At 70.2% G+C, this 21,664-nt stretch carries 20 protein-coding genes, 2 tRNA genes and 1 pseudogene; 19 read left to right on the plus strand and 4 right to left on the minus strand.

Going from position 1 to position 21,664, the window contains the following annotated elements:
* The 4 genes and pseudogenes from AC32QD_RS04250 to AC32QD_RS04265 form a co-directional block, all read left to right on the plus strand.
* Positions 1-324: pseudogene (locus tag AC32QD_RS04250) on the plus strand (single-stranded-DNA-specific exonuclease RecJ); the annotation flags it as partial.
* A gap of 49 nt (positions 325-373) precedes the next feature.
* A tRNA-Glu gene (locus tag AC32QD_RS04255) sits at positions 374-449 on the plus strand.
* 18 nt (positions 450-467) lie between these two features.
* A tRNA-Glu gene (locus AC32QD_RS04260) sits at positions 468-543 on the plus strand.
* Between the two features lie 352 nt (positions 544-895).
* On the plus strand, positions 896-1,360 hold the full coding sequence (locus tag AC32QD_RS04265) for a dirigent protein (RefSeq protein WP_492009240.1): 465 nt from the start codon (positions 896-898) through the stop codon (positions 1,358-1,360).
* 124 nt (positions 1,361-1,484) lie between these two features.
* On the opposite strand, the gene AC32QD_RS04270 is transcribed toward AC32QD_RS04265, so the two are convergent.
* Both AC32QD_RS04270 and AC32QD_RS04275 read right to left on the minus strand, forming a co-directional pair.
* Positions 1,485-2,933 carry a TrkH family potassium uptake protein gene (locus AC32QD_RS04270; RefSeq protein WP_492009241.1) on the minus strand — a complete coding sequence of 483 codons (1,449 nt, stop codon included), beginning with the start codon at positions 2,931-2,933 and terminating at the stop codon, positions 1,485-1,487.
* A gap of 105 nt (positions 2,934-3,038) precedes the next feature.
* The gene (locus AC32QD_RS04275; protein ID WP_492009242.1) at positions 3,039-5,444 is read right to left on the minus strand and encodes an ATP-dependent helicase; all 2,406 of its coding nucleotides are present in this window, start codon (positions 5,442-5,444) and stop codon (positions 3,039-3,041) included.
* A 160-nt stretch (positions 5,445-5,604) separates the two neighbouring features.
* On the opposite strand from AC32QD_RS04275, the gene msrA reads away from it, so the two are divergent.
* The 3 genes from msrA to AC32QD_RS04290 all read left to right on the plus strand — a co-directional run bounded on the left by msrA (position 5,605) and on the right by AC32QD_RS04290 (position 7,993).
* Positions 5,605-6,249, plus strand: a complete 645-nt coding sequence (gene msrA, locus AC32QD_RS04280; RefSeq protein WP_492009243.1) for a peptide-methionine (S)-S-oxide reductase MsrA — start codon at positions 5,605-5,607, stop codon at positions 6,247-6,249.
* A 126-nt stretch (positions 6,250-6,375) separates the two neighbouring features.
* Positions 6,376-6,999: a c-type cytochrome gene (locus tag AC32QD_RS04285; RefSeq protein ID WP_492009244.1), complete on the plus strand. Its 624-nt coding sequence runs from the start codon at positions 6,376-6,378 to the stop codon at positions 6,997-6,999.
* Between the two features lie 106 nt (positions 7,000-7,105).
* Positions 7,106-7,993 carry a 50S ribosomal protein L11 methyltransferase gene (locus tag AC32QD_RS04290; protein WP_492009245.1) on the plus strand — a complete coding sequence of 296 codons (888 nt, stop codon included), beginning with the start codon at positions 7,106-7,108 and terminating at the stop codon, positions 7,991-7,993.
* Positions 7,994-8,042: 49 nt separating this feature from the next.
* Here AC32QD_RS04290 and AC32QD_RS04295 read toward each other — a convergent pair whose 3' ends face one another.
* Positions 8,043-8,255 carry a DUF1127 domain-containing protein gene (locus tag AC32QD_RS04295; RefSeq protein ID WP_492009246.1) on the minus strand — a complete coding sequence of 71 codons (213 nt, stop codon included), beginning with the start codon at positions 8,253-8,255 and terminating at the stop codon, positions 8,043-8,045.
* 268 nt (positions 8,256-8,523) lie between these two features.
* Between AC32QD_RS04295 and ruvC the strand changes: the two genes are divergently transcribed.
* The 12 genes from ruvC (at position 8,524) to ftsH (ending at position 20,127) form a co-directional block, all read left to right on the plus strand.
* Positions 8,524-9,030: a crossover junction endodeoxyribonuclease RuvC gene (ruvC, locus tag AC32QD_RS04300; protein WP_492009247.1), complete on the plus strand. Its 507-nt coding sequence runs from the start codon at positions 8,524-8,526 to the stop codon at positions 9,028-9,030.
* A complete protein-coding gene (ruvA, locus tag AC32QD_RS04305) occupies positions 9,027-9,698 on the plus strand; it encodes a Holliday junction branch migration protein RuvA (RefSeq protein WP_492009248.1) in 672 nt (223 codons plus the stop codon). Before ruvC ends, ruvA begins: the two co-directional genes overlap by 4 nt.
* A gap of 9 nt (positions 9,699-9,707) precedes the next feature.
* On the plus strand, positions 9,708-10,757 hold the full coding sequence (gene ruvB, locus AC32QD_RS04310; RefSeq protein ID WP_492009249.1) for a Holliday junction branch migration DNA helicase RuvB: 1,050 nt from the start codon (positions 9,708-9,710) through the stop codon (positions 10,755-10,757).
* Between the two features lie 7 nt (positions 10,758-10,764).
* On the plus strand, positions 10,765-11,172 hold the full coding sequence (gene ybgC / locus AC32QD_RS04315) for a tol-pal system-associated acyl-CoA thioesterase (RefSeq protein ID WP_492009250.1): 408 nt from the start codon (positions 10,765-10,767) through the stop codon (positions 11,170-11,172).
* A 176-nt stretch (positions 11,173-11,348) separates the two neighbouring features.
* Complete coding sequence (gene tolQ / locus AC32QD_RS04320) at positions 11,349-12,119, plus strand: protein TolQ (RefSeq protein ID WP_492009251.1); 771 nt, start codon at positions 11,349-11,351, stop codon at positions 12,117-12,119.
* Positions 12,119-12,583: a protein TolR gene (gene tolR, locus AC32QD_RS04325; RefSeq protein WP_492009252.1), complete on the plus strand. Its 465-nt coding sequence runs from the start codon at positions 12,119-12,121 to the stop codon at positions 12,581-12,583. The genes tolQ and tolR overlap by 1 nt, the downstream gene beginning before the upstream one ends.
* Positions 12,584-12,602: 19 nt before the next feature.
* Complete coding sequence (locus AC32QD_RS04330; RefSeq protein ID WP_492009253.1) at positions 12,603-13,793, plus strand: hypothetical protein; 1,191 nt, start codon at positions 12,603-12,605, stop codon at positions 13,791-13,793.
* A gap of 2 nt (positions 13,794-13,795) precedes the next feature.
* Positions 13,796-15,133 (plus strand): Tol-Pal system beta propeller repeat protein TolB, encoded by a 1,338-nt coding sequence (gene tolB / locus AC32QD_RS04335; RefSeq protein ID WP_492009259.1) that lies wholly within the window; start codon positions 13,796-13,798, stop codon positions 15,131-15,133.
* 143 nt (positions 15,134-15,276) lie between these two features.
* The gene (gene pal / locus AC32QD_RS04340) at positions 15,277-15,798 is read left to right on the plus strand and encodes a peptidoglycan-associated lipoprotein Pal (RefSeq protein ID WP_492009254.1); all 522 of its coding nucleotides are present in this window, start codon (positions 15,277-15,279) and stop codon (positions 15,796-15,798) included.
* 86 nt (positions 15,799-15,884) lie between these two features.
* The gene (ybgF, locus tag AC32QD_RS04345; RefSeq protein WP_492009255.1) at positions 15,885-16,733 is read left to right on the plus strand and encodes a tol-pal system protein YbgF; all 849 of its coding nucleotides are present in this window, start codon (positions 15,885-15,887) and stop codon (positions 16,731-16,733) included.
* A 3-nt stretch (positions 16,734-16,736) separates the two neighbouring features.
* Positions 16,737-18,083, plus strand: a complete 1,347-nt coding sequence (gene tilS / locus AC32QD_RS04350) for a tRNA lysidine(34) synthetase TilS (protein WP_492009256.1) — start codon at positions 16,737-16,739, stop codon at positions 18,081-18,083.
* Between the two features lie 118 nt (positions 18,084-18,201).
* Positions 18,202-20,127 carry an ATP-dependent zinc metalloprotease FtsH gene (gene ftsH, locus AC32QD_RS04355; protein ID WP_492009257.1) on the plus strand — a complete coding sequence of 642 codons (1,926 nt, stop codon included), beginning with the start codon at positions 18,202-18,204 and terminating at the stop codon, positions 20,125-20,127.
* A gap of 122 nt (positions 20,128-20,249) precedes the next feature.
* On the opposite strand, the gene lpdA is transcribed toward ftsH, so the two are convergent.
* Entirely contained in the window at positions 20,250-21,641 is a 1,392-nt protein-coding gene (lpdA, locus tag AC32QD_RS04360) for a dihydrolipoyl dehydrogenase (RefSeq protein ID WP_492009258.1), read from the minus strand.
* Between the last annotated feature and the right edge of the window lie 23 nt (positions 21,642-21,664).

Genomic DNA, 21,664 nt, shown 5'->3' on the forward strand with positions numbered 1-21,664 from the left:
ACCGTCGAGCTGATCGAGCGGCTGGAGCAGGCGGGACCCTTCGGGCCGGCCAATCCGGCGCCCAGGCTCGCCTTCGGCCGGGTCGAAATCGAGGGCCTGCGCCCGGTCGGGCAGGGGCACTGCCGGCTCCGCGTCACCGCGCCCGGGGGCGGCCGGCTCGAGGCGATCGCCTTCCGCGCGGCCGAGCGCGGCATCGCCGCGGTGCTGGAGGCGGCGATGGCTGCGCGGCGCCCGGTGCACCTGGCGGGCCGGCTCCAGATCGACGACTGGGGCGGGCGGCGCAAGGCAAAGCTCCACGTCGAGGACGCGGCGCTTCCGGCCTGAAAATCCGGCTTGCAACCGGCGCGGGCCGTCGTTATCTACGCGGCACCGCGCGCCCTTCGTCTAGCGGTCCAGGACGCCGCCCTCTCACGGCGGAAACACGGGTTCGATTCCCGTAGGGCGTACCAGATGCCGCGGACCCGTGCGCGCCCTTCGTCTAGCGGTCCAGGACGCTGCCCTTTCACGGCAGAAACACGGGTTCGATTCCCGTAGGGCGTACCAGCAAAATCAACGCCTTGTCTGGCGCATAGGCCAAGTCGTCCAACATACCGACTTGGGCGAGCGTGAAATCGGTATCCCAAGCGCCCTCCGGGGCCGCTCGCCATTGCTGAACAGGGCCCCGCCCGGCATGGCCGCCACCTTCGGGCGGGGGCGCTTCCACGCGCGTGTCAGCGATGCGACTGCCCTCATCGAGGCGGCAGATGGCCTGCTGCCCTCGGTGCCGGGGCTACATTGTCATCAAGACTGGCGGAGGGTACAGTTGCGTTGGAAGTCGGCACTCGTCCGTTCCATGTTTGAGGATTTGAGCTGGCTATCCGGATTGGGATGATCAAATTTCGGGGGGAGAAACTTCATGGACCAGACCTTGCGCACCACCGTGCTGGTGGCGCTCGCCGCCCCGGTTCTCGTCTCCGGCTTTTTTGTTGGCGCCGCTGCTGCCGATGAAATGGAGCATCTGGCCCTGGTGGAGCGCGCAACCAACGACGCGATCACGGATCTCGGGGCAAAAGGTGACAGTGTCGGGGACCTGCTGACCTTCGCCAATGGAATATACGATCAGGCCAATGCGACCAAGGTCGGCAGCGACAATGGCTGGTGCGTCCGGACCTCCGCGGGAAAGGCCTGGGAATGCACGTTCACCGTCACACTGAACGGCGGCCAGATCAGTGTCGAAGGGCCGTTCTACGACGGCAAGGACTCGGTGATGTCGGTGACCGGCGGGACCGGCAAGTATGCCGGCGCGCGCGGCCAGATGAAGCTGCATGCGCGCGACAAGAAGGGCAGCGCGTATGACTTCGTCTTCGACCTGAAACGCTGACGACGCGCCACAGTCCTGCCTGATCGGAAATTCGCCTGCGAAGCACGTGGGCGAATCGTGCCTCGATACGCGTTGGTATCGCGCATCGGGGCCGAGCGCGGTCCGCGCCTTCGGCGGGCCGCTCTCAGCGTTGCCAGAACACCGGGATGAACAGGACGAGGACGCTGAGGAATTCGAGCCGCCCCAGCAGCATTCCGATCGACAGCACCCATTTCGCCCCGTCGGGCAGGCTGGCGAAGTTGCCCACGGGGCCGATCACCCTGCCCAGGCCCGGGCCGACATTTGTCACCGTTGCAGCCGGCGCCGAGACGGCGGTGGTGAAGTCCACCCCCATCAGCGACAGCAGGATGGTGATGATCGAGACCGTGCAGACATAGACGAAGAAGAAGGCCATGATCGAGGAGAGCACCTCGGGCTCGACCGGGCGACCCTGGTAGCGCAGCGGGAACACGCCGTGGGGCGCGTGGATGCGCCGGATTTGCACGATCAGCGCCTTGAAAAGCACCTGCGAGCGGAACACCTTGGCCCCGCCCGTGGTCGAGGACGAGCAGCCGCCGCACAGGGAGACCACGAAGATCGCCACGCCCGCCAGGCCACCCCACTGGCTGTAGTCCGTGCTGACGAAGCCGGTGGTCGTGATCATCGAGGTGACGTTGAACAGCGCGGCGCGGAAGGTCTGCTCGGCCGGGGCGGGGCCGATCAGCAGCCGGGCGTAGGCCACGAGCGCCGAAGCGACCGCGATGATGCCCAGATAGGCGCGGATCTGGGAGTCGCGCCACAGCGGCGCGGCGCGGCCCTTCATCAGCTCGACGAAGCGCACGAAGGGCATGGCCGAGAGTGCCATGAAGACGATCGCGGCATATTGCGCCGCGGGGCTGAATCCGGCGAAGGAGTTGTCGTGGGTGCCATAGCCCCCCGTCGAGACCGTCGTCATGGAGTGGCAGATAGCGTCGAACACACTCATGCCCGCGGCGGCGTAGGCCACGATGCACCCGACCGTCAGCACCAGGTAGACAATCAGCAGGTCGGCCGCGATGCGCGTCGCCTGCGGGATCACGTCGCCCGAGACATCGAAGCTGACGGCGCGGAAGAACTGCATGCCGCCGATGCGCATGGCCGGCAGGAAGATGATCGCCACGATGACGATACCCAGACCGCCGAACCATTGCAGCATGGCGCGCCAAAGCAGCATGCCGCGCGGCGCCGCATCGAGCCCGGAGAAGACCGTCGAGCCGGTTGTGGTCATGCCCGACATGGCCTCGAAGTAGGCGTCTGTGAAGCTGACATTGGGCGCGCCGAAGATAAAGGGCAGGCCTCCAAATCCGGGCAGCACGGTCCACAGGATCACCGTCAGCATGAAGGCCTGCGGGCGGGTCAGCCCTTGCACCCCCGGCCGCCGGGTGATCAGCGCCAGCGCCAGCCCCGCCGCCATCGTCAGCGCGGCGGCGACCAGCACCCCCCTGGCGTTGCCGTGCCCGTCGGCCAGGTCGAGCAGGACCGGCACCAGCATCGAGCCGCCCAGCACGATGACGTGCAGGCCGATCAGATGGCCGACGGGCCGAAAGTCATGCATGCGCGCTTGGCCCCCCCATTCGGGCCGAGCCTTGGCCGGGGACGGGGCGAAGTCAAGCCGCGGTGGAGGGGCGATGGGGCGGCGGAGTGACACTCCACGCGTCGCCTAGAACGGCACCTCGTCGGGGCCGTGCTGCTTCTCGGCCTCGGTGACGTAGGCAGCCACGACCTTCTTCTCGCCGGCCTTCTCGAAGGCGACGGTCAGCTTGTCGCCCTCGATCTCGGTGACGCGGCCATAGCCGAACTTCTGGTGGAAGACCCGGGTGCCGGGGGCGAAGCGGCCAACGGCCTCGGCGTCGACCACGGTGCGGTGTGCCGCGCGCGGCTGGCCGAGCCCGTGCTCGCCCCTGCGTGCCGCCATGCGCCGCCAGCCCGGCGAGTTGTAGGTGGAGGCCGAGGCGGCGCGCTCCTCGAGCGTTGAGGCCCCCGGCGCGCGCGGCGCCGAGGCGCCTGAGGCGCCACCGTAAAGGCCGGGCGGCGTCAGCACCTCGACATGGTCGCCAGGCAGCTCGTCGATGAAGCGCGAGGGTAGCGCCGACTGCCACCGCCCATAGATATGGCGGTTAGCGGCGAACGAGACGGTGGCGACCACGCGCGCGCGGGTGAGCCCGACATAGGCCAGGCGCCGTTCTTCCTCGAGGCCCGTCATGCCCTGCTCGTCCATGCTGCGCTGCGAGGGGAACAGACCGTCCTCCCAGCCGGGCAGGAACACGGCGGAGAATTCGAGGCCCTTGGCGGCGTGCAGCGTCATGACGGAGACCTTCTCGCCCGTCTCCTCGGCGTCGTTGTCCATGATCAGCGAGACGTGCTCGAGGAAGCCCTGGAGATTCTCGAATTCCTCGAGCGCCTGCACCAGCTCCTTGAGGTTCTCGAGCCGGCCCGGGGCATCGGGGGTTTTCTGCTTCTGCCACATCCCGGGGTAGCCGCTCTCGTCGAGGATGCACGCGGCGATCTCGACATGGTCGGCGGCGGGGTCGGCCAGCGCCGCGTGCCAGCGGTCGATCTGCGCGACGAGGTCCCCGAGGCTGTTGGCCGCGCGCCGGGTCAGCCCGGCGTCCCCGGTGGCCGCCTGACGGGCGGCTTCGACCAGCGTCAGGTCGCGCCCGCGGGCGAGTAAATTGACCGTCTGCTGCGCCTTGTCGCCGAGGCCGCGCTTGGGCGTGTTGACGATGCGCTCGAAGGCCAGCCCGTCGGCGGGCGAGACCGCGACGCGGAAATAGGCCAGTGCATCGCGGATTTCCTGGCGCTCGTAGAAGCGCGGGCCGCCGATCACCCGGTAGGGCAGGCCAATGGTGAGAAAGCGGTCCTCGAAGGCGCGCATCTGGAAGGAGGCGCGCACCAGGATGGCAATGTCGTCGAGGCTCACAGGCGGCATGCCGCGCGTGCCGCGGCTCATCGCCTCGATCTCCTCGCCGATCCAGCGGGCCTCCTCCTCGCCGTCCCAGTGGCCGATCAGGCGGACCTTCTCGCCTGACTCGAGCGGCGTCCACAGCGTCTTGCCAAGCCGGCCCTGGTTGGCGGCGATCACGCCCGAGGCCGCGCTCAGTATGTGTGGGGTCGAGCGGTAGTTTTGCTCCAGCCGGATCACCCGGGCGCCCTCGAAATCGGCCTCGAAGCGCAGGATGTTGCCGACCTCCGCGCCGCGCCAGCCATAGATCGACTGATCGTCGTCGCCGACCACGCAGATGTTGCGGTGCTTGGCGGCGAGCAGCCGGAGCCAGAGATACTGGGCGACATTGGTGTCCTGGTACTCGTCGACCAGGATGTAGCGAAAGCGGTGCTGGTAGTCGGCCAGCACGTCCGGATTGTTCTGGAAGATGCGCACTACGTGCAGCAGCAGGTCGCCGAAGTCGCAGGCGTTCAGCGTCTTCAGCCGCGCCTGGTAGTGGGCGTAGAGCTCGGCGCCCCGTCCGTTGGCGAAGCCGCCCTCGTCGGCGGGCACGCGCTCGGGCGTCTGGGCGCGGTTCTTCCAGCGATCGAGCATGGCCGCGAACATGCGCGCCGGCCAGCGCTTGTCGTCGATGTTCTCGGCCGACAGGATCTGCTTGATCAGCCGGACTTGGTCGTCGGTGTCGAGGATGGTGAAGTTGGACTTCAGCCCGGCCAGCTCGGCGTGGCGGCGCAGGATCTTGACGCAGATGGCATGGAAGGTGCCGAGCCAGGGCATGCCCTCGACGGCGCGGCCGACCAGCTCGCCCACCCGGGTCTTCATCTCGCGCGCCGCCTTGTTGGTGAAGGTGACGGCGAGGATCTGCGAGGGGTAGGCCCGGCCGGTGTGAATCAGGTGCGCGAGCCGCGTGGTCAGCACGCGCGTCTTGCCGGTGCCGGCGCCCGCCAGCACCAGGACGGGGCCGTCCAGCGCCTCGACCGCGGCGCGCTGGTCGGGGTTGAGCGCATCGAGATAGGCAGCGGCAGGCCGGGCGCACTCGGACAACGGGCGGCCCTCGCGGGGCCCGACCGCCGCCTCGACCGCTGCCTCGAACGCCGCCCCTTCGGATTCGCTGCCGCTCATCCCGGCCAACATAGCGGCTCGGGTCCGGCGGGGAAAGGCTGTGTTCCCTACATGTTCGCCACAGGCCGTCGCTGTTTGGACAATTCGTCCGACTTCGCCTTGTTCGCCGGCGCGATCGCTCCATAGTTTCGCGCACCCTGACGAAGCACGAGGTTTCTTCATGTTCGGCCTGAGGAAAACCAGCCTGCCAGGCAAGGACATGGCGTTGCCCGGCCGCGCCGAGCCGATCCCGACCGCCGAGCGGCATTTCGTTACCGACCGCCCGCTCAAGGGCTCCTACCCGGAGGGCACCGAGCTGGCGATGTTCGGCATGGGCTGCTTCTGGGGGGTCGAGCGCATCTTCTGGAACCTGCCCGGCGTTTGGGTCACCGCCGTCGGCTATGCCGGGGGCACGACGCCGAACCCGACCTACCAGGAGGTCTGCTCCGGACTGACCGGGCACACGGAAGTCGCGCGCGTGGTCCACGACCCGGCCAAGATTTCCTACGCGGAGCTGCTCAAGGCGTTCTGGGAGGGGCATGACCCCACCCAGGGCATGCGCCAGGGCAACGATGTCGGCACCCAGTACCGCTCGGCGATCTACACCTACGGGCCCGAGCAGGAGCGGCTGGCCGGCGAGACCCGGGCGCTCTATGAGGCGCGGCTGCAGGCCGCGGGCTTCGGAGCGGTGACCAGCGAGATCCGCGCCGCGCCCGAGTTCTATTACGCCGAGGACTATCACCAGCAATACCTCGCCAAGAACCCAGGCGGTTATTGCGGCGTCGGCGGCGTCGGCGTGGCCTGCCCGGTGGGAACGGGCGCCTGATTTCCGAGGGCGCTCGCGCGGTCCGGGCGCAACCTTCGCAGTCTGCCAACGTTGAACCGTCCCGAGGGCACGGTCGAAGAACGAGAGCGCCGTCGCCTGCCGATCCGGAGCTTCGGGGAGACCTTCATGAAATTCCTCGCGGGAGTCATCTGCACGCTCGTCGCGCTTGGCGTCGGGGCGCTCGCCGTCATCTTCACCGGCAGCTATGACGTCGCGGCAACCGATCCGCACTATCCCATCGTGCGCTGGGCCCTGGCGACCACGCTGCGCAATTCCATCTCGGCCCATGCCGACACGCCGCCGCCGCACGCCTTCACCGAGGCGGATGTCAAGGCGGGCTTCAAGGCTTACGACTCCACCTGCGTGCATTGCCACGGGGCGCCGGGGGTGAAGCCGAATGCGTTCACCAGGGGCATGCGGCCGCGGCCGCCGGCGCTGTGGACGCTGGTGGGCAAGCTGAGCCCGGCCGAGGAGTTCTGGGTGGTCAAGCACGGCATCAAGATGACCGGAATGCCCGGCTTCGGCGTGATCGGCAAGGACAAGGACATCTGGAAGATGGTGGCCTTCCTGCAGAAGTTCTCCGGCATGAATGCGAAGGACTATGCCGCGATGCGACAGGAAGTGAGCGCCAAGGCGACAGGTCAGGGCAATGGCGGCGCGCCGGCGGGCGGCTCGTCCGGTTCCGGCGCCGGGGGATCGGGGACCGGGGGATCGGGCACCGGCCAGCCCGCGCAAGGCCAATCGCAATAGGCGGTGCGCCGCAGGGCAGCCCGCGTCCGGCCGGTCGTGGCACTCGCGCTTTTCCAGGGCCGCGTGACGCGCTAATCAGCGCGCGCACGACAAGGAAGGGCCGCGCGTGACGACCTGGACGGCATTGACCACCCTGGCGGGCCAGGCGCCGGCCGAGGCGCTGGCCGAGGCGATGGAGCGTCTCGACCCCGCGCCGGTCGGCGTCGGCATCATGGAGATCGAGGACGGCTCGGCGCTGCGCGAGGTCGGCGGCTATTTCACGGCGCCCCCCGACGTGGCGGGGCTGGCCGTGCTCGCGGCCGCCTTCTGCGCGCGACCGTTCGCGGTCAGCCGGGTCGAGGAGCGCGACTGGGTGGCCCAGGTGCAGCGCGAGCTGACGCCGGTGCACGCGGGGCGCTTCGTCATCTATGGCGGGCACGACGCGCACCGTATCGCGCCGAACCGGCTGGGATTGAGGATCGAGGCGGCGATGGCCTTCGGCACCGGCCACCACAGCTCGACGCGAGGCTGCCTGCTCCTGCTCGAGCGCCTGATCCGGCGCGGCGTGCAGCCGCGCCGGGTGGCCGACATCGGATGCGGCACCGGCGTGCTGGCGATGGCCGCGGCACGGAGCTGGCGGGTGCCGGCCGTGGCCAGCGACATCGACCCGGTGGCGGTCCGGACTGCGCGCGAGAACGTGGCCGCAAACGGGCTCGGCCCCTGGGTCCGGGTCGGCGAGGCGGCCGGTGCGCGCGGCGGGCCGGTCCGGGCCGGCGCACCCTACGACCTGGTCTTCGCCAACATCCTGGCGGCGCCGCTCAAGCGCATGGCGCCCGAGCTCGTGCGCTGCCTGGCACCGGGCGGGCGGGCGATCCTGTCGGGGCTCCTGCGCGCCCAGGCGCGTGGCGTCGAGAGGGTCTATGCCGGGCACGGGCTGGGGCGCGAGGACCGGGTCGAGCTGGGGGAATGGGCCAGCCTGACGCTGCGCAAGGGCGCGGGCAAGAGCGGCAAATGAAAAGGGCCGCCCGGGTGGGGCGGCCCTTTGTTTGTGCGGTCCCGAGGGCTCAGAACATGCCGTCGGTGAGCGTGGCCAGATCGGCCCGGGTGAGGCCGATGTCCTCCAGCTGGCTCGGGCTGAGCCGGCGGAGCTGGGCGACGGTGTGCCGGGTCTCGTTCCAGCGACGGACGGCGGCGGCACCGCGCAAGAGGGAGGTCACGAACCGGTGCGTGGTGAGAGCCCCGAAGGGGACCGGCTGGGTAGCGACTGCGTAGGCCATGACAGCATCTCCTTCTGGCTGGTGGCGGCTGCCTTCGTGTTTCGACTGTTCGCCAGATAGCGGTTTGCTGCACCGCGAACAAGCGCCGTAAATGCATGACCACCATGCACTTTTCGCATGGCTCGGCGGCGAGATAGTGCAATGCACAAATACGACGACGCGGAGCGGAGATTCGACCTGTTCGCATCTCCGGACTGGTATGTGTTCCCGTTTCGTGCTAGCTAGGCGTCGAGGCCGTTCGGGCAGGGTTCGGGCAGGGGTGCAGCCAATGCGGGTAATCGGCTTCGATCCGGGGCTCCAGCGCACCGGATGGGGCGTCGTCGATGTGGCGGGCAACCGAATCACACATGTCGCCAACGGTGTGTGCACAAGCGGTACCGGCGCGCTTGCCGAGCGGCTGGCGCGCCTGCACCGGCTGATCGAGCAGGTGGTGCGCGCGCACGGGCCACACGAAGCGGCCGTCGAGCACACCTTTGTCAACAAGGACGCGGCCGGCACGCTGAAGCTGGGCCAGGCGCGGGCGATCTCGCTGCTGGTGCCGGCGCAGCTCGGGCTGCCGGTGGCGGAATACGCGCCCAACGCGGTGAAGAAGGCGGTGGTCGGCGTCGGCCATGCGGGCAAGGAGCAGGTCGGCCACATGGTGCGCCACCTGCTGCCCGGCGCGCGGATCGAGGGCGCCGACGCAGCCGACGCGTTGGCGGTTGCGATCTGCCACGCCTGGGCCGCAGGCGCCGGGCGGCGGCTGGCTGCGGCGCTGGCGGGGGAGGCGCGATGATCGGCAAGATCACCGGCCGGGTGGATTATGTCGCCGACGACCACGTGCTGATCGAGGCCGGCGGCATCGGCTATGTCGTCTACTGCGCGCCGCCCACGCTCGCCGCGCTGCCCGGCCCGGGCGAGGTGGCGGCGCTTTACACCGAGCTGGTGGTGCGCGAGGACCTGATGCGGCTGATCGGCTTTCGCACCGTGGCCGAGCGCGAGTGGCACCGGCTCCTGACCTCGGTGCAGGGGGTGGGGGCGCGGCTGTCGCTCGCCATCCTGGGGGCGCTCGGGCCCGACGGGGTCAGCCGGGCGCTGGCGCTCGGCGATGCCGGGGCGATCCGCGCGGCGCCGGGGGTCGGCCCGAAGCTGGCGCAGCGCATCGTCAACGAGCTGCGCGACAAGGCACCCGGCGTCATGGCGCTGGGCGCGCAGGGCCGCCGCGCGGCGGTGGTGCGAGAAGGTGCGGCGCCGCCCGGGCCGCGGACCGACGCGGCGACGGTGGTGCCGATCAACGCACCCGAGGACGGCGCGGCCACGGCGGATGCCCTCTCGGCGCTGGTCAATCTGGGCTATGACCGGATGGAGGCGGCGCGCGCGGTCGCCGAGGCCGCAGACGCCGGGGCGGATGGCTCCGCGGGCCTGATCAAGGCGGCGTTGCAGACCTTGGGCCGGAACCTCTAGGGTGCTCCGGTGAGCACGCCAGATCCCATGCTGCGCGGCGCCGAGCAGGCGCAGGACGGCGACCAGCCGGGGCTGCGGCCGGTCTCGCTCGACGACTTCACCGGACAGGCGGAGGCGCGCGCCAACCTCAGGGTTTTCATCGAGGCGGCGCGCCGGCGCGGCGCGGCGATGGACCACCTGCTGCTCTATGGGCCGCCGGGCCTGGGCAAGACCACGCTGGCGCAGATCGTGGCGCGCGAGCTGGGGGTGAACTTCCGCATGACCTCGGGCCCGGTGATCGCGCGGGCCGGCGACCTCGCCGCGGTGCTGACCAATCTCGAGCCGCGCGACGTGCTCTTCATCGACGAGATCCACCGGCTCAACCCGGTGGTCGAGGAGATTCTCTACCCGGCGATGGAGGACTTCGAGCTCGACCTCGTGATCGGCGAGGGGCCGGCGGCGCGCACCGTGCGCATCGACCTCGCCCCCTTCACGCTGATCGGGGCGACGACGCGGCTGGGGCTGCTCACCACGCCCCTGCGCGACCGCTTCGGAATCCCGACGCGGCTGGAGTTCTACACCGAGGCCGAGCTCGGCCTGATCGTCGGCCGCGCCGCCCGGCTGATGGGTCTGGAGGCCGAGGCCGAGGGCATCGCCGAGATCGCCCGGCGCGCCCGCGGCACGCCGCGCGTCGCCGTGCGCCTGCTGCGCCGGGTGGCCGACTTCGCGCTGATCGAGACCGAGGGCCGGCTGAGCCGCGCGCTGGCCGACCGGGCGCTCGAGCGGCTGGGTGTGGACCATATGGGCCTCGACGGCGCCGACCGGCGCTATCTCGGCGCCATCGCCGAGCACTACGGCGGCGGGCCGGTGGGTGTGGAGACCATGTGCGCCGTGCTGTCGGAGGCGCGCGACGCGGTCGAGGAGGTGATCGAGCCCTTCCTGCTGCAGGCCGGCCTGATCGCCCGCACGCCCAGGGGGCGGATGCTGACGGCCGGGGCCTGGCGGCATCTGGGTCTGGCACCGCCGCAGCGGGCGGGCGAGGCGTCGGAGCCCGATCTTTTCGAGCCCGGCGGCCGTTAGCGGCGCAATGGATCACCGTCTGTCCATCCGGGTCTACTACGAGGACACCGACCTCGCCGGCGTGGTCTACTACGCCAACTACCTCAAATTCATGGAACGCGGCCGGACGGAGGCGCTGCGCACCGCGGGGGTCGACCAGGTGGCGCTGAAGGCGGCGATGGGGCTGGTCTTCGTGGTGCACAGGCTGGCCATCGACTACATCGCACCAGCGCGTTTCGACGACCTCGTCGAGGTCGTGACCCGAATCACCCGGCTGCGCGGCGCGTCCGTGGAGATGGCCCAGGAGGTGCGCCGCGACACTGCCTGCCTGGCGCGCGCCTCGGTCGCGGCAGCCTGCATGGACGCGGGCGGCCGGCCCGCCCGCCTGCCCGCCGAGGTCCGGCAAAAGCTGAGCCAATTCGCCGCGGGGGAATAAGGCTTCTGAAGAACCCGTTATCGGGGTATGGAACGTCTCGCATTTTCGCTGGAAATCGCGCATAAAGGGCCGTGCATGCCGCATCGCGGCATAAGGTTGCCGCCCCCCCGCTTGACGGGGCGACGAGAGCGGCGCCGCGCGGCGTGCACGAGGCGCGAGAGCAGGAAACTGGGCCCATGTATCTGATTGGACTTCCCGCCGCCGCGGCTGGCGCGGCGGCGCAGCTTGCAAAAACAGGGGGCGCGCTCGGGGCCCCTGCGGCGAACGGCGTGGACTTCTCGCTTCTGGCGATCTTCCTGCGCGCCACGACGGTGGTGCAGATCGTGATGATCCTGCTGCTCGTCGCCTCGATCTGGTCCTGGGCGATCATCGTCGAGAAGATCATGGTGTTCAGCCGGCTGACCGGCAAGTCGGGCAAGTTCGAGGACCAGTTCTGGTCCGGCCAGCCGCTCGACGAGCTCTACGACCGGATCGGCGAGCGGCCGCGCTCGCCGCTCGAGCGCGTATTCTCGGCCGGCATGACCGAGTGGCGGCGCTCGCTGCGCCAGGAGGGCGGGCTGATCCCGGGCACCCAGGCGCGGGTGGACCGGGCCATGAACGTCGCCATCGCGCGCGAGAGCGAGGAGGCGAACCGGCGGCTCTCCTACCTCGCCACGGTGGGCTCGGTCTCGCCCTTCGTCGGCCTGTTCGGCACGGTCTGGGGCATCAAGCACGCCTTCGAGTCCATTGCGCTGCAGCAGAACACCAACCTCGCCGTGGTGGCACCGGGTATCGCCGAGGCGCTCCTGGCCACGGCGCTCGGGCTCCTGGCGGCGATCCCGGCCGTGGTGGCCTACAACCGCCTCTCAGCCGATGCCGAGCGGCTGACGGGCGGGCTGGAGAACTTCGCGGACGAGTTCTCCACCATCCTCGGCCGCCAGATCGACCGGCAGACGGGAGCACACTGATGGGCGTGATGCGGCAGGCGCAGGCACAGACCCGCGCCGGGGCGCGGCGCCGGCGCTCGGCCTTGAGGCCCATGGCCGAGATCAACGTCACGCCCATGGTCGATGTGATGCTGGTGCTCTTGATCATCTTCATGGTGGCCGCGCCGCTCTTGACCGTCGGCGTGCCGCTGAAGCTGCCCAGGACCAACGCGCAGGCGCTGCCCACCGACAAGGAGCAGCCGCTGACGATCAACCTGGATGCCCAGGGCAGGATCTACATCCAGAAGACCGAGGTCCCGGTCGACCAGTTGGTGGCGAAGCTAACAGCGATCCAGGCGCAACGACAGTCGGACCGGGTCTATCTGCGCGCCGACCGCTCGATCGACTACGGCCGGGTGATGAAGGTGATGGGCGCGCTCAATGCCGGCGGGTTCCGCAACATCGGGCTGGTGACGGACCAGCCCGAGCCGACGCGTACCAACTGAACCGATTTCGGCGAGGCGCGTGCGGCAGGGGAGGCGAATTCTGAGGCTCACGCCGGAGAAGAAGGCGGGATTGTCGATCTCCGCGGCGATGCACGCCGTGGCGATCGTGCTCGTGCTGTTCGGCGCCAGCTGGTTCAGCGGCGGCGCGCCGCGGCCGCTGAATGTCACCTCGGTGGAGCTGGTCAACGGCGCCCAGTTCGACGCTGCGGTCTCGACTGCGCCGGTGGTGCCGAACAAGGGGCCCGCCGAGCTGAGCCCGCCCTCGGATACGAAGACCGAGACGATCAAGACGGCCGAGGCGGACAGCAGCGTCAAGGCGCCGAAGCTGCCGATGCTGGCCAAGCCGAAGCAGCCGGCGGACAAGCAGCCGAAGCTCGCCGACATCGCCATCCCGCCGCCGCCGACCCCGGTGCCGAGCGAGGCGCCGCGTCCCTCGATCGCCAAGATTCCCACGCCCGATACCCTGCCGCGCCAGGCCGAGACGCCGGAGAGCCCGCCGGCCACCGAGCCGCAGCAGCCGCTGGCCTCGGCGCCCTCGCCCCAGCCCGATGCCGTGCCCTCGCCGCCCCCGCCGACCGAGCCGGTGGCGACCGACACGCCGACGCCCCAGCCTGCGAAGCCGAAGCAGCCGCCCAAGCCGCAGGCGGTGGCCGAGGCGCAGCCCCAGGCGCCGGTGGCGCACGCGCCCCAGGCGGCGCGGCTGCCGGTCGCCAAGCCGGCGAAGCTCGCCGCCGCGGCGCGCGCCTCCTCGGCGCCGCCGCCCGCGACGCCCGCCCCAACGCAGGAGCCGAAGAAGCCGCCCAAGCCCGTGGCGCAAAAGCCCGCCGGGCAGACGAAGCCCGACGCGCAAAAGCCCGCCGGCGGCTCGACTTCGCAGTTCGCCGACATCATCACGCGGGGCGAGAAGGACGCGCTGCGGCTGGGGATCAAGCAGTACTTCGTCTATGACGGCAATCGCGCCGACCGCTCGCTGCAGGTGACCATCGGCATCGAGCTCGGCCGGGACGCACGCATCATCGCCGGGCCGAAGCTGCTTAACGCCTCGGGCGGCGACGCGGGCGCGCAGCAGGCGCTGTGGCAGGCCGGCCGTCGCGCCCTGCTCAAGGCCGAGAACGCCGGGGAGTTTGCCAAGCTGCCCCCGGCCAAGTACGAGGGTTGGCGCCGCATCCACGTCACCTTCACACCGGAGGAGATCGGGTTCTCATCATGACCATGCAGAAAATCGCCGCCTGGCCGCGGCTTGTGGGGGGAGTCGTGGTTTTGCTCGCCGCGCTGGCGGCGGGCCCGGCCGGGGCGCAGCAGGGCCCGCTCCAGATCACCGTCTCGGGCGGCAAGTTCGAGCCGATGCCGATTGCCATCACGCCGTTCGAAACCGCCACCCCCGACCTGGCGGGCATGGCCGGCGACCTGGCTTCGGTGGTGCAGGCGGATCTCAAGGGCTCCGGGCTGTTCCGCATCATCCCGCAAGACGCCCATATCGCGAAACCGGCCGGCTTCGACAGCGTGCCGTCCTTTGCCGACTGGCGCACGATCCACGCCGATGCGCTGGTCACCGGGCGGGTGAGCAAGGAGGCGGACGGCCGGTTGATGGTGCAGTTCCGCCTGTTCGACACCCAGGCCGGGAGCCAGCTTGTGGGGCTGCAGTTCCTCGCCGATCCGGAAAGCTGGCGGCGCGTCGCGCACAAGGTGGCCGACGGGATCTACACCAAGCTGACCGGCGAGGGACCCTATTTCGACAGCCGCATCGCGTTCATCGACGAGACCGGGCCAAAGGGCGACCGCACCAAGCGGCTGGCGATCATGGACCAGGACGGGGCGAACGTCACCTACGTTCCGGGCGCCAAGGGGCTGGTGCTGACCCCGCGATTTGCGCCCAACGACCAGTCGCTGCTCTACATCTCATACGATACCGGCGAGCCGCAGGTGTACATGCTGAACATCGACACCGGCCAGCGCGAGCGGCTGGGGAGCTTCTCCGGCATGACCTTCGCGCCGCGCTTCTCGCCCGACGGTAACGAGGTGGTCCTGTCGCTCAGCCGCGACGGCAACACCGACCTCTATATCATGCGGCTGGCGGATCATCAGATCCGGCGGCTGACCGACAACCCGGCGATCGACACCTCGGCCTCGTTTTCTCCCGACGGCAGCCAGATCGTGTTCGAATCCGACCGTGGAGGCAGCCAGCAGCTCTATATCATGCCGGTGGCCGGCGGCCCGGCGCAGCGCATCAGCTTCGGGCAGGGCGACTATGCCACGCCCGTGTGGTCGCCCCGGGGAGACCAGATCGCCTTCACCAAGATCCTGAACGGGCGGTTCCACATCGGCGTCATGCGCACCGACGGCAGTGACGAGCGGCTCCTGACCTCGAGCTTCCTCGACGAGGGACCGACCTTTTCGCCGAACGGGCGGGTGATCGCCTTCTTCCGGGTGCAGCCCGGCACCGAGGGGCGGTCGCAGCTGATGAGCGTGGACATCTCGGGGCGGAACCTGCGCGTGATTCCGACGCCGAACGGCGCCTCCGATCCCGCCTGGTCGCCGCTGCGCAAGTGAGACGGGGCAGGGCCGCCGCGGCCGCGGCGGCCTTGCGGAGACTGCGGCCCCCATGGATACTGCGGGCCGGGTGAGGAGGGGCACGGAAAAGACATTACCAAGCCGGCCCGCAGGCGGCACTGAGCAGGCAAGGAGTTCAACGCATGAAAAGACTTACCATCGCACTGATCGGGGCGATCGCGCTCGTCGCGGGCTGCTCCAACAACGGCTCGGACAAGGGCATGGAGGCCTCCGGGGCGGCCGGCGCGGCAGCCGGCGGCCAGAGCGGCATCCAGCAGACCGGTATGCCGGCGCCCAACACTCCCGAGTACTTCAAGGTCGTGGTCGGGGACCGCGTCTTCTTCGGCTTCGACAAGTACGACCTGTCGCCGCAGGCCCAGCAGACGCTGGTCAAGCAGGCCCAGTGGTTCGCCGCCAATCCCGGCACGACGGCGGTGATCGAGGGCCACACCGACGAACGCGGCACGCGTGAGTACAACCTGGCGCTGGGCGCGCGCCGCGCCAACGCGGTGCGCACCTTCCTGGTGGGCCAGGGCGTCGATCCCAGCCGGCTGCGCACCGTGAGCTACGGCAAGGAGCGCCCGGTGGCGCTGTGCTCGAATGAAAGCTGCTGGTCGCAAAACCGGCGCGCCGTGACCGTGGTCTCGGGGGCCCCGGCCAGCTAGGGCGCCGGCCCGACAACCGACAGGCCCGCGGGCGGGGGCAACCCCGGCCGCGGGCGCAGCCAGGACCAGGCAGCCCGGAGGACGCCATGCCGAGGCCCCATCGCAGACCGAGCGCGGCCGCCGCTATCCTGCTGGCCGCCATTCTGGCCGCCGGCCTGACCACCGGTCTGGCCGTCGGTCTGACCCCCGCGCCGGCCGCCGCGCAGTCGGCCGCCGAGCTGCGCGGCCGGGTCAACTCGATCGAGCGGGAGCTCGCCGACATCCGCGCGCGGCTCGGCGTGCCGGCGGGCGAGACCGCCAACGGGCCGCTCAGCGAGGTGCTCGTCCGGCTCGACAGCATGGAGGAGCAGATCCGCAAGCTGACCGGCAAGGTCGAGGAGCTCCAGCACACGCAGCGCCGCATCGCCGAGGACGCCGCCAAGCGCTTCGGCGACGTCGATTTCCGCCTGACCGAGCTCGAGGGGGGCGACACCTCGAAGCTGGCGCCGGTGCCGCCGCTGGGCGGCGTCGACAGCCAGGCGTCCGCATCCGCACAGGCCGGCGTTTCGGTCAGCGAGCGCAACGATCTCGACCGGGCGATCGACCATGTCCGCCACGGCCGCTACGACATCGCCCAGGACCGCCTGCGCAACTTCCTCAATACCTACCCGCACAGCCCGCTCGAGGGCGAGGCGCTCTACTGGCTGGGACAGAGCCAGTTCCTGCGCGGCGCCTATCAGGACGCGGCGCGCAGCTATCTGAGGGGCTACAAGGCGAACCCGAAGGGGCCGGCGGCGCCGGAGAACCTCTATCGGCTGGGCGTCGCGCTCGGCAAGCTGGGCCAGACCAACGAGGCCTGCCTGACGCTCAAGGAGGTGCCCCGCCAGTTCCCGCAAGGGCCGGCCGATGTGCTGAAGAAGGCGAAGGACGCGAGCGATGCCCTGTCCTGCGGCTGACCCGTGCCCGGGAATATCGCCGACGCGGTCGCGGCCGGGCTGGACCGGCTCGCGCCCGCAGGGGCGCTCGGCGTCGCCGTCTCGGGTGGCGGTGATTCCACCGCGCTCCTGGTCATCGCGCGGCGCTGGGCCGCGGCGCGCGGCCGGCGCCTTGCCGCCGCCACTGTCGATCACGGGCTGAGAGCCGAGAGCGCGGCGGAAGCCGCCGGTGTGGCCGCGCTGTGCCGCCAGCTCGCCGTGCCGCACGCGACGCTGCACGCCGAGGGCCTGGCGGCCGCGCGCGGCAACCTTTCCGCCACCGCGCGGGAGGCGCGCTTCGCGCTCCTGGCCGACTGGGCGGCCGGCGAGGGCCTCGCGGCCGTCCTGCTCGGGCACACGATGGACGACCAGGCCGAGACCGTGCTGATGCGCCTCGCGCGCGGCTCCGGCGCGGAGGGGCTGGCCGCGATGGCGCCGGCCGTGCGCCTGCATGGCGTGCTTTGGCTGCGGCCGCTGCTCGACCAGCGTCGCGCGGCGCTGAGACGCCTCCTCGAGGCCGAGGAGGTCGGCTGGGTGGACGATCCGAGCAACGAGGAGTCGGCCTATGACCGGGTCAAGGCCCGCCGGGCCCTTGCGGCGCTGGCCCCCCTCGGCATCGACGCCGAGGGCCTGGCGCGCACCGCCGCGCGCCTGGCGCGCCAGCGCCGCGTGCTGGACCGCGCGATGCGCGAGCTCGCGGCGCGCGCCCGCTCGGCCGGCGATCTCGGCGAGGCGCGGCTCGACCTGCGGCCCATGGCGGCGGACGAGCCGGACACGGCGCTCAGACTGTTCGCCGACACGCTGATGCGGGTGTCCGGCGCGCCCTACCGGCCGCGATTTGCTGCGCTCTCGGATGCCTGGGAGTCGCTGTCGGCGGGCGCGGCGCGCAAGACGACTCTGGCGGGCTGCCTGATCGTGCCGCGGGCGGGTCCGCCGGCGCGCCTCATGGTCTGCCGCGAGCCCGCCGCCTGCGAGGGCCCGCGGCCCACAGATGCGCCGGGCGCCGCGCCGTGGGACCGGCGCTGGCAGCTCCGGCTGGCGGGGCCGTGGCCGGCCGGGGCGCAGGTCGCGGCATTGGGGGCGGCGGGCCGTGCCGCGCTCAAGGCCGCGCGCGCGGCCGGCGCATGGAGCCCCGGCGCCGCCTGGTCCGGGGCGCCGGCGGTGGTGCAGGAAACCACCCCGGCCGTCTGGCAGGGGCCGGGGGAAGCGGCGTCGCTGCTTGCCGCGCCTGTGGCCGGCTATATCGAGGGTTGCGTGCGGGCCGCGGGCTGCGCCGCATCCGCGCAGTTCGTCGGCGGGCAGGAGTTGCCCTCGCCCGCGGCGCCGGAATAGATTACAAGGGACCGGGATCAATGGCTCCGGCCGCCCTTAACTTCGTGGCGCCGGACCCTATCTAGTGGCAGTAAGCGCCGGAGAACGCCGGCACCGTGGACATTTCGGAGACCACATCTTGGGCAACGCGAAAAACCTGGCGTTCTGGGCGATCCTGCTCCTCCTCCTCGTCACGCTCTTCAGCGTCTTCCAGGACGGCAGCGGCACGACCTCGGGCCACCAGCTGGCGTATTCCGATTTCCTGCAGCAGGTCGACAACAAGCAGGTCTCCGACGTCACCATCGACGGCGAGAAGATCACCGGCCGCATGCGCGACGGCGAGCATTTCAGCACTGTGCGGCCCCAGGGCAACGACATCATCCCCGAGCTGCGCAAGGCCGGCGTGACCATCCGGGTGCAGCCGCAGGACCGCGGCGGGCTGCTGTCGACGCTCGGCTTCTGGCTGCCGATGCTGATCATCTTTGCCATCTGGATTTTCTTCCTCAACCGGATGCAGGCCGGCGGGCGCGGCGCCATGGGCTTTGGCAAGAGCCGGGCGAAGCTTCTGACCGAGCGCACCGGCAAGGTGACCTTCGATGACGTCGCCGGCATCGACGAGGCAAAGGAGGAGCTCGAGGAGATCGTCGAGTTCCTCAAGGACCCGCAGAAATACTCGCGGCTGGGCGGCAAGATCCCCAAGGGCGCGCTGCTGGTCGGCCCGCCGGGCACCGGCAAGACGCTTCTGGCCCGGGCCATCGCCGGCGAGGCGGGCGTGCCGTTCTTCACCATCTCGGGCTCGGACTTCGTCGAGATGTTCGTCGGCGTCGGCGCCTCCCGCGTGCGCGACATGTTCGAGCAGGCGAAGAAGAACGCGCCGTGCATCGTGTTCATCGACGAGATCGACGCGGTCGGCCGCCATCGCGGCGTCGGCTATGGCGGCGGCAACGACGAGCGCGAGCAGACGCTCAATCAGCTCCTGGTCGAGATGGACGGCTTCGAGGCCAACGAGGGCGTGATCCTGATCGCCGCCACCAACCGCCCCGACGTGCTCGATCCGGCGCTGCTCAGGCCCGGCCGCTTCGACCGGCAGGTCACCGTGCCGAACCCCGATCTCAGGGGCCGCGAGAAGATCCTCGCCGTGCATGCGCGCAAGGTGCCGCTGGCGCCGAATGTCGACCTCAAGGTGATCGCGCGCGGCTGCCCGGGCTTTTCCGGCGCCGATCTGGCCAACCTGGTCAACGAGGCGGCCTTGAAGGCGGCGCGCTCGGACAAGCGCCTCGTCACCATGGACGACTTCGAATACGCCAAGGACAAGGTGATGATGGGCGCCGAGCGGCGCTCGATGATCATGACCGACGAGGAAAAGACGCTGACCGCCTATCACGAGGCGGGCCATGCCATCGTCGGGCTCAACGTGCCGGACCACGACCCGATCCACAAGGCGACCATCATCCCGCGCGGCCGGGCGCTCGGCCTCGTGCTCAGCCTGCCCGAGCGCGACCAGCTTTCCATGACGCGCCGCCAGCTGACCTCGAAGCTGGCCATGGCGATGGGCGGGCGCGTGGCCGAGGAACTCGTCTTCGGCCCGGAGAAGGTGACCAACGGCGCCGCCTCGGACATCCAGCAGGTGACGCGCATCGCGCGGGCCATGGTCACCCAGTTCGGCATGTCCGACAAGCTGGGCAACATCGACTATGCCAACGAGCGCGACGCCTTCCTCGGCGCCTATAACGGCCCGAAGGACATCTCGCCCGAGACCCAGCAGCTGATCGACGAGGAGGTGCGCCGCCTGGTCGACGACGGCTACGAGACCGCCAAGCGCATCCTGACCGAGAAGCGAGAGGATCTCGAGCGACTGGCCAAGGGGCTGCTGGAATACGAGACGCTGACCGGAAACGAGCTGCGGCAGGTGCTCTCGGGCGAGAAGCTCGACCGCTCCGACGACCAGGGGCTGCCGCAGGACGCGGGCGAAGGCAGCCATGCGGCAATCCCGAAGACCGGCAAGAAGCCGAAGCGCTCGGGTGACCTTGGCGACGAGGGCGGCATGACGCCACAGCCGCAATAGGCGCGCCGCGGCTGACATCCGAAGGCCCACCCGTGAAAAGCGAAGGCCCGCCGGATGGCGGGCCTTCGTCGTTCAATGGACATCGCGCCCCCGGTGTCCGGCGCGCCCCGGACGCAGGCGGCTCAGAAGTGGATGGCGCGGCCGTAGGCGTCGAGCACCGCCTCGTGCATCATTTCCGACAGCGTCGGGTGGGGGAACACCGCCTCCATCAGCTCGGCCTCGGTGGTCTCCAGCGTGCGGCCGACCACGTAGCCCTGGATCAGCTCGGTGACCTCGGCCCCGGCCATGTGCGCGCCGAGCAGCTCGCCGGTCGCGGCGTCGAACACCGTCTTGACCATGCCCTCCTGCTCGCCCAGCGCGATCGCCTTGCCGTTGCCGATGAACGGGAAGTGGCCGACCTTGATCTTCAGCCCGCGCTCCTTGGCCTTCGCCTCGGTCAGGCCGACGCTGGCGACCTGGGGATAGCTGTAGGTGCAGGCGGGAACCGACTCGGGGCACACCGGGTGGACGTGGCGCCCGGCGATCATCTCGACGACCATGACGCCCTCGTGGCTGGCCTTGTGTGCCAGCCAGGGCGCGCCGGCCACGTCGCCGATGGCATAGACGCCCTCGACCCCGGTGCGGCAGTACTCATCGACCACCACGTGGGTCCTGTCGACCTTGACGCCCAGCTTCTCGAGGCCGATCCCCTCGATATTGCCGACGATGCCGACTGCCGAGATCACCGTGTCGAACTCCGTGGTCTCGGTCTTGCCCCCCGCTTCGACATGCGCGGTGACCTTGCCCTTGGCGCGGTCGAGCTTCTTCACCGTGGCGCCGGTGAGCAGCTTCATGCCCTGCTTCTGGAACTGCTTCAGCGCGAAGGCCGAGATCTCGGCGTCCTCCACGGGCAGCACGCGGTCGAGCACCTCCACTACGGTGGTCTCCGCGCCCAGCGTGTTGAAGAAGCTGGCGAACTCGATGCCGATGGCGCCCGAGCCGATCACAAGAAGCTTTTTCGGCATGCGCTTGGGCTGCAGCGCGTGCTTGTAGGTCCAGACCAGGTCGCCGTCGGCCTCGAGCCCTGGCAACTCGCGCGCCCGCGCGCCCGTGGCGATGATGATGTTCTTCGCCGTCAGCTCCTCGGTGCCCTTGTCGGTCTTGACCGAGACCTTGCCGCGCGAGGGGATGGTTCCCTCGCCCATGACCACCGTGACCTTGTTCTTCTTCAGCAGGTGGCCGACGCCCTGGTTGAGCTGCTTGGCCACGGCACGCGAGCGCTTGATCACCGCGTCGAGGTCATAGCCCACGCCTTCGGCCTTCAGCCCGAAATCCTTGGCCCGGTGCATCAGGTGCAGCACCTCGGCCGAGCGCAGCATCGCCTTGGTCGGGATGCAGCCCCAGTTCAGGCAGATGCCGCCGAGGTGCTCACGCTCGACCACCGCCGTCTTCAGCCCGAGCTGCGCGGCGCGGATCGCGGCCACGTAGCCGCCCGGGCCCGAGCCGATCACGACGACATCGTATTGGGTGCTCATGTCTCCCCTCCGGCAAGGATTCT

The sequence above is a fragment of the Thermohalobaculum sp. genome, assembly GCF_058622915.1.